This is a genomic window from Vibrio hepatarius, assembly GCF_011806575.1.
GTDB lineage: Bacteria > Pseudomonadota > Gammaproteobacteria > Enterobacterales > Vibrionaceae > Vibrio > Vibrio hepatarius_A.
Window position 1 is genome coordinate 74,857 of sequence record NZ_JAATOO010000022.1, and the last position, 7,458, is coordinate 82,314.

Annotated in this window: 6 protein-coding genes; 4 read left to right on the top strand and 2 right to left on the bottom strand. The window is 47.3% G+C overall.

The annotated features are described in order from the left end of the window. The first annotated feature begins 112 nt into the window (after positions 1–112). The gene (gene punR, locus HCZ42_RS16555) at positions 113–1,021 is read left to right on the top strand and encodes a DNA-binding transcriptional activator PunR (RefSeq protein ID WP_167421857.1); all 909 of its coding nucleotides are present in this window, start codon (positions 113–115) and stop codon (positions 1,019–1,021) included. A gap of 48 nt (positions 1,022–1,069) precedes the next feature. Here the strand turns inward: punR and fadA are convergent, their stop codons facing one another. Together fadA and fadB are read right to left on the bottom strand one after the other, a co-directional pair. After that, complete coding sequence (gene fadA / locus HCZ42_RS16560) at positions 1,070–2,245, bottom strand: acetyl-CoA C-acyltransferase FadA (protein ID WP_167421859.1); 1,176 nt, start codon at positions 2,243–2,245, stop codon at positions 1,070–1,072. 13 nt (positions 2,246–2,258) lie between these two features. Continuing rightward, complete coding sequence (gene fadB / locus HCZ42_RS16565; protein WP_167421861.1) at positions 2,259–4,430, bottom strand: fatty acid oxidation complex subunit alpha FadB; 2,172 nt, start codon at positions 4,428–4,430, stop codon at positions 2,259–2,261. A gap of 265 nt (positions 4,431–4,695) precedes the next feature. Between fadB and HCZ42_RS16570 the strand changes: the two genes are divergently transcribed. Genes HCZ42_RS16570 through hemG form a run of 3 tightly spaced genes read left to right on the top strand, consistent with a single transcriptional unit; the run spans position 4,696 to position 7,365 of the window. Continuing rightward, on the top strand, positions 4,696–5,319 hold the full coding sequence (locus HCZ42_RS16570; protein WP_167421872.1) for a YigZ family protein: 624 nt from the start codon (positions 4,696–4,698) through the stop codon (positions 5,317–5,319). 48 nt (positions 5,320–5,367) lie between these two features. Beyond that, positions 5,368–6,825, top strand: a complete 1,458-nt coding sequence (locus HCZ42_RS16575) for a TrkH family potassium uptake protein (protein WP_167421863.1) — start codon at positions 5,368–5,370, stop codon at positions 6,823–6,825. A gap of 9 nt (positions 6,826–6,834) precedes the next feature. Then, entirely contained in the window at positions 6,835–7,365 is a 531-nt protein-coding gene (hemG, locus tag HCZ42_RS16580) for a menaquinone-dependent protoporphyrinogen IX dehydrogenase (protein ID WP_167421865.1), read from the top strand. The last annotated feature ends 93 nt before the right edge of the window (positions 7,366–7,458 follow it).

The window sequence follows — 7,458 nt, forward strand, 5'->3', positions numbered from 1 at the left end:
TTTGTTCGTTGGCGCCAACCTTTTTATTAACCTCGCCATTGTATTTTTCGCTTTTGATAAAATAAAACATTAAAATTTGTGGTTATGAATCAAAAATTTTGAAGGGTAAGTTGTGAGTGCGTTTTCTCAGTCTTCGCTCGAACTCGTCGATACTGTGGCGAGATTAGGCAGCTTCACCGCTGCGGCCGATGTTTTACATAAGGTGCCATCTGCGATCAGCTACAGCATCAGGCAAATTGAGCAAGACCTTGATGTGGTGTTGTTTCGTCGTTTACCGAGAAAGGTAGAGTTGACGCCAGCAGGTGAGTTATTCATTGAACAAGCGAGAACCATGCTGCGCCAAATGGAAGAGGTCAAAGCGCAGACGCGCCGAGCAGCACATGGTTGGCAAAAAACACTCAAACTTACCTTGGATAACGTGGTTAAGCTGGAACGTTTAAAACCTTTGATTGAAGATTTCTATTCCACCTTTCCTCATGCTGAACTGCAAATCAATATGGAAGTGTTTAATGGCTCTTGGGAAGCGATTTCACAAGGAAGGGCGGATATTGTGATCGGCGCCACCTCCGCGATTCCGGTTGGCGGCGATTTTGAAGTCAAAGATATAGGTATCCTCGACTGGGCGTTTGTTATGTCTTCTTCACACCCTTGTGTGCGAGAGCAAAATCTCGGTGAGGAGTTTATCAGTCAGTATCCAGCAATATGTCTAGACGATACCTCTAACGTATTGCCAAAGCGCCATACGGTTCATTACCCGGACCAACGCCGCTTGCTGCTACCGAATTGGTACAGTGCGATTGAATGCTTAAAGAATGGAGTCGGTGTCGGCTACATGCCTCGACATATTGCCCAACCGCTAATTACGGAAGGTTTGCTGGTGGAGAAAATTCTGCCAGAGGATAAGCCGTTTAGTCATTGCTGCCTCGTCTGGCGCAAAGATGACAACCATAAAATGATCGACTGGATGGTCAACTATCTCGGTTCGAGTGAGCAGTTGTATCAGGATTGGTTGCAGTCCTAACAAAAACGCCAGCTAAGTTAAGCTGGCGTTTTGAGTTTATGGTTTTGGTTAAGGGCGTTCAAATACCGTCGCGATGCCCTGACCAAGGCCAATACACATAGTGGCCAAACCGTATTTTGCGTCTTTGGCTTCCATAAGGTTGATCAGCGTCGTCGAGATACGTGAACCTGAGCAGCCTAGTGGGTGACCAAGGGCGATCGCGCCACCATTGAGGTTCACTTTTTCATCCATCATGTCCAAAAGGCCAAGGTCTTTGGCACAAGGAAGTGATTGAGCGGCGAACGCTTCGTTTAGCTCGACGACGTCCATATCGTCAATCGACAAGCCCGCACGTTTGAGCGCTTTTTGAGTCGCGGGTACAGGACCGTAACCCATGATAGACGGATCGCAGCCAGCGATTGCCATACCTTTGATGCGCGCACGGATGGTGAGACCGAGCTCGTTGGCCTTGTCTTCACTCATGATCAGCATGGCTGACGCGCCATCAGAAAGGGCTGAAGATGTGCCCGCAGTGACTGTACCATTGGCTGGGTCGAATACTGGGCGTAGCTGTGATAGTCCTTCTACTGTGGTTTCCGGACGAATCACTTCATCGTAATCAAGCGTAAATAACGTACCGTCAGCAGCGTGGCCTTCGGTCGGTAAGATTTCACTCTTGAAGCGACCTTCGACAGTCGCCGCGTGAGCACGTGCGTGTGAGCGAGCGGCAAACTCATCTTGCTGCTGGCGACTAATACCGTGCAACTTGCCCAGCATTTCTGCAGTTAAACCCATCATGCCCGCTGCTTTTGCGACATTCTTTGCCATACCCGGGTGGAAATCGACGCCATGGTTCATCGGTACATGCCCCATGTGCTCCACGCCGCCAATTAGGCAGATGTCAGCGTCGCCAGTCATAATAGCTCGCGTGCCATCGTGCAGCGCTTGCATTGATGAACCACAAAGACGGTTGACGGTTACCGCACCAATTTCAATCGGAAGACCGGCGAGCAGCGCCGCATTACGTGCAACGTTAAAGCCTTGCTCTAGCGTTTGTTGAACACAGCCCCAGTAAATATCTTCAATCTCACTTGGATTGACTTGCGGGTTACGCGCTAGAATCCCTTTCATTAGGTGTGCCGATAAGTCTTCAGCTCGCGTATGACGGAATGCGCCACCTTTTGAGCGTCCCATTGGTGTACGTAGACAATCTACAACGACAACATTTCTTGTATTTAAAGTCATTTGCTATCCCTCCTTAGATAGAGCCTTGCTGTTGTGCGCCATAAAAGGTTTCACCTTTGGCCGCCATATCGATAAGCATTTGTGGAACGTGGTACATCGCACCCAAGTCCTCATACTGTTTCGCCATTTCAACAAATTCAGCAATACCCACACTATCTAGGTAGCGGAATACACCACCGCGGAATGGAGGGAAGCCCAATCCGTATACCAGCGCCATATCAGCTTCTTGCGGAGAAGCGATGATCTTCTCTTGCAGACACAATACCACTTCGTTGATCATCGGAATCATCATACGATGAATGATCGTTTGGTCGTCGAATGCTTGTGATTCTGCACAGACGTCAGCGAATACGGAAAGCACCTCTTCAGAGTAAAGTTTCTTCGGCTTACCTTTCTTATCAACGGTGTAGTTATAGAAGCCACTACCGTTTTTCTGACCATATTTGTTCGCGTCATACAGAGCGTCAATCGCGTCACGACCTTGTTTGCCCATACGCTCAGGGAAACCTTGCGCCATCACTGCTTGTGCGTGGTGAGCGGTATCGATACCGACTACATCCAACAGGTAAGCAGGACCCATCGGCCAACCAAACTTACGCTCCATCACTTTATCGATGTGCGTGAAGTCAGCGCCGTCACGCAGCAACAAGCTAAAGCCACCGAAGTACGGGAAAAGCACACGGTTAACGAAGAATCCAGGGCAGTCATTAACCACGATTGGCGATTTACCCATTTTGGCTGCGTAAGCCACAACACGGTTAATGGTCTCGTCTGACGTGTGCTCACCGCGGATAATCTCGACTAGAGGCATGCGATGCACTGGGTTAAAGAAGTGCATACCACAGAAGTTTTCTGGGCGTTTGAGTGATTTCGCCAACAAGTTGATTGGAATGGTCGAAGTGTTTGAGGTAATCACCGTGTTTTCATTCACTTGTTGTTCGACTTCGCTCAGGACAGAGGCTTTCACTTTCGGGTTTTCGACCACCGCCTCAACGATGACATCGGAGTTCTCGATGCCCGCGTAGTGAAGGCTTGGAGTAATAGATGCAAGGATACCCGCCATTTTGAAACCATCGATACGACCGCGTTCTAATTGCTTGTTGAGCAGTTTAGACGCTTCATTCATACCCAGATCTAGTGATGCTTGAGCAATGTCTTTCATCACTACTGGCACACCTTTTAGTGCTGACTGGTAAGCAATACCGCCGCCCATAATGCCAGCGCCTAATACCGCCGCTCGTTGAGTGTCTTGGTTGGCGGCTTTGGCTGCTTTCTTGGCAATGCTTTTGATGTACTGGTCATTGAGGAACAAACCAACCAGCGATTTTGCTTCTTCAGATTTTGCGAGTTTCACAAAGTACTTACGTTCAACGTCCAGTGCTTCGTTACGTGCAAAGCGAGCGCCTTCTTCAATGGTGTTCACTGCCGTCATTGGCGCAGGGTAGTGTGGGCCAGCTTTTTGTGCCACCAAGCCTTTCGCCATGGTGAAACTCATCATCGACTCAAGTTTGCTGAGTGTCAGTGGTGACGTCTTTTGTTTGCGGCGAGCTTGCCAATCAAGTTTCTCGTTGATGGCTTGAGTCAGAGTGGTTAGCGCCGACTCGTAAAGAGCATCGGTTTCAACAACGGCATCTAGTAATCCGAGTTTGAGCGCTTCATTCGCGCGGCATGCTTTACCTTGAGTGATGATTTCCATGGCGTTGTCTGCGCCGACAACACGAGGTAAGCGTACACAACCGCCAAAGCCAGGCATAATTCCCAGTTTAGTTTCTGGCAGGCCGATGCTGGTGGTTTTGTCACCAATGCGCATATCGGTAGCGAGTACACACTCACATCCGCCGCCCAGAGTGTGACCTTTGAGAACTGCTAGTGTTGGGACTGGCAGATCTTCAAGCTTATTGAAGATGCTATTAGCAAATTGTAGCCAAGTGTCGAGCTCGGCTTCGGTTTTAGCGAACAAACCTAAAAATTCGGTTATGTCGGCACCGACGATAAAAGAGTCCTTGTCTGAGGTAAGCAGAAGCCCTTTCAAACCAGCGTGGTTTTGCAGAGCATCAAGGGCTTTATCGAGTGACTCTAGCGTTGCTAAGTCTAGCTTGTTGACGGAGTTTGGAGAGCAGAAACTCAGTTCAGCAATACCGTCTTGTACTTCCTTTACCGTAAGGGTGTTGGCTTGGTAAATCATTGTCTATCTCCATGACATACAATCGTGGATTGTGCGTTTGTCTTTCTATCCTGAGAGTGTTCACGTATGTGGAATGATCAAACCGAAAAGTTGTTATTTTTCTAGTTTCTGGTTTGACCAGTAATTTCAGTTTGGACCTGTCAAAAGTTAAATTCAATACATTTTTTAAACAAGTGTTTAACATTGTGCGCTGTGGCAGATCTTAGGCGACGCTCCAATGCCTCTCGTGATAGACTCTTTCAACCACTTAACACCCGCAAATTCTATGAATGACCAGCCTTATCTGATACCAGCTCAATCCGTTCAATTTGAAGACGAAATCAAAAAGAGCGTCTTCATTACTTACTTGGCTCACACTCCGTCGATTGATAGTGCGAAAGCGTTTGTCGAGCAGATAAAGACCAAACATGCGGACGCACGCCATAACTGTTGGGCATTCGTCGCTGGACGAGCAGAAGATTCGATGAAGTGGGGATTCAGTGATGATGGTGAACCTTCAGGTACGGCGGGAAAACCGATGTTGGCACAGTTATCCGGTTCTGGCGTTGGAGAAATCACCGCTGTCGTGACGCGTTATTCTGGTGGGATAAAGTTAGGTACGGGCGGCTTAGTGAAAGCTTACGGTGGCGGGGTTTCGCAAGCACTCAAGCTGCTTCAAACAATTGAGAAAAAAATAACCACTCAGTTGCAACTAGAGTTAGACTATGCGTTTATGCCTATAGTCCAGTCTCTTATCACTCAATTTGAGGCACAGGAAGTGTCTGCAGACTATAGTGATCAAGTTAAATTAGTCGTGGATATTGAGCAGCGCAAGGCCAACGACTTTACACAGGCAGTAATCAATAAGAGTGGCGCTAAAGCTCTGGTTACGCCTTTAAAAGCAAATTAAATATTCAGGAAGCAAGAAGTTTAACTTCTATCTATAGTCAGTCTATCAATGCAATTTCGTTCAATTATTCGCATCGTCGGGCTTTTGCTCGCACTGTTTAGTGTATCTATGTTGGCGCCCGCTCTGGTCGCTTTGATATACCGTGACGGCGCTGGTGTGGCATTTGTTACCACTTTCTTTGTTTTGCTTTTTTGCGGGGCATTGTGTTGGTTCCCTAACCGACGCTTTAGACACGAGTTGAAAGCGCGTGACGGCTTCTTGATCGTGGTTCTATTCTGGACGGTATTGGGTAGCGCGGGTTCGATTCCTTTTTTGCTTTCCGACAACCCTAATGTTTCAGTGACCGACGCCTTTTTTGAGTCGTTTTCCGCCCTTACCACAACCGGTGCGACGGTCATTGTTGGTCTAGACGACCTTCCTAAGGCAATTCTGTTTTACCGTCAGTTTCTACAGTGGTTTGGTGGGATGGGGATCATCGTATTAGCCGTGGCGATTCTTCCCGTACTGGGTATCGGTGGTATGCAGTTGTACCGTGCTGAAATCCCAGGGCCCGTTAAAGATAGTAAGATGACTCCGCGAATCGCCGAAACCGCTAAAGCGCTATGGTATATCTACCTCAGTCTGACGATTGCTTGTGCGATGGCATTTTGGTTTGCGGGCATGACCCCTTTTGATGCGATCGGCCATAGCTTTTCAACCATCGCCATCGGTGGCTTTTCAACTCATGATGCCAGTATGGGTTATTTTGATAGTTACGCGATTAACCTGATTACCGTCGTGTTTCTCTTAATCTCCGCGTGTAACTTCTCGCTGCACTTTGCCGCGTTTGCGTCTGGTGGCGTTCATCCTAAGTATTACTGGAAAGACCCTGAATTCCGTGCGTTTCTTTTTATCCAGTTACTGCTGTTTGTCGTGTGCTTCGTGATGCTACTTAACCATCACTCTTACGACTCCTATTATGACGCGTTTGACCAAGCGTTGTTCCAGACGGTATCTATTTCTACCACGGCCGGATTCACCACGACGGGATTTTCAGAGTGGCCACTGTTTTTGCCTGTATTGCTGTTGTTTTCTTCTTTTATTGGGGGATGTGCGGGTTCAACAGGTGGCGGGATGAAAGTTATCCGTATCTTGTTGCTGACGCTGCAAGGGGTTCGTGAGTTAAAACGTTTGGTACACCCAAGAGCCGTATACACCATCAAAGTCGGTGGTACCGCCCTTCCTCAACGTGTTGTTGATGCGGTTTGGGGATTCTTCTCTGCTTACGCATTGGTCTTTGTTGTGTGTATGTTGGGACTGATTGCGACTGGGATTGATGAATTGAGTGCGTTTTCAGCCGTTGCGGCAACATTAAATAACTTAGGTCCTGGGCTCGGTGAAGTCGCATTGCACTTTGGCGACATCAATGACAAAGCGAAATGGGTACTCATCGTCTCGATGCTATTTGGGCGACTGGAAGTCTTTACTCTATTAATTCTGTTAACGCCGACATTCTGGCGTAGTTAAGGAGCGCAAGTGAAAAAAGCTTTATTTCTTTATTCTTCACGCGAAGGTCAAACCAAAAAGATTCTTAACTATATAGAGGAAGAACTTAACGACTTTGCGTGTGAGCTGGTTGACCTACATACAATAGACTCAATTGATATCAGTGCTTACGACAGAGTGCTGATTGGGGCGTCGATTCGATACGGACACTTAAATAAGAAGCTCTACCAGTTTATCGAGAAAAACCAACAACAATTGGAAAGCCACTCTAAGGTAGCATTTTTCTGCGTTAACTTAACCGCTCGTAAAGAAGACCAAGGTAAAGATACTCCTGAAGGCAGTGTTTACATTCAGACGTTTTTAAAGAAGTCACCTTGGCAGCCAAGGCTAATTGGTGTATTTGCCGGGGCGTTGTATTACCCGCGTTATGGTTTCTTCGACAAAATGATGATTAAGTTGATTATGACGTTGACTGGTGGAGAAACGGATACCACTAAAGAAGTCGAGTACACCAACTGGAAAAAGGTCTCTCTTTTCGCGAAAAAATTCGCTGAGTTGTAGTCGAAACGTATGCTTTTAAAGCGTTCGGATCAATAAATGACCGAACGACAAAAAAAACAAGAAAAATGTAGAAAAAGGGTTGCCAAGATAATT

Excerpts from the sequence above, each read along its gene's own strand:
- fadA (WP_167421859.1), bottom strand. The coding sequence starts at position 2,245 with ATGACTTTAAATACAAGAAATGTTGTCGTTGTAGATTGTCTACGTACA.
- fadB (WP_167421861.1), bottom strand. The coding sequence starts at position 4,430 with ATGATTTACCAAGCCAACACCCTTACGGTAAAGGAAGTACAAGACGGT.
- HCZ42_RS16570 (WP_167421872.1), top strand. The coding sequence starts at position 4,696 with ATGAATGACCAGCCTTATCTGATACCAGCTCAATCCGTTCAATTTGAA.
- HCZ42_RS16575 (WP_167421863.1), top strand. The coding sequence starts at position 5,368 with ATGCAATTTCGTTCAATTATTCGCATCGTCGGGCTTTTGCTCGCACTG.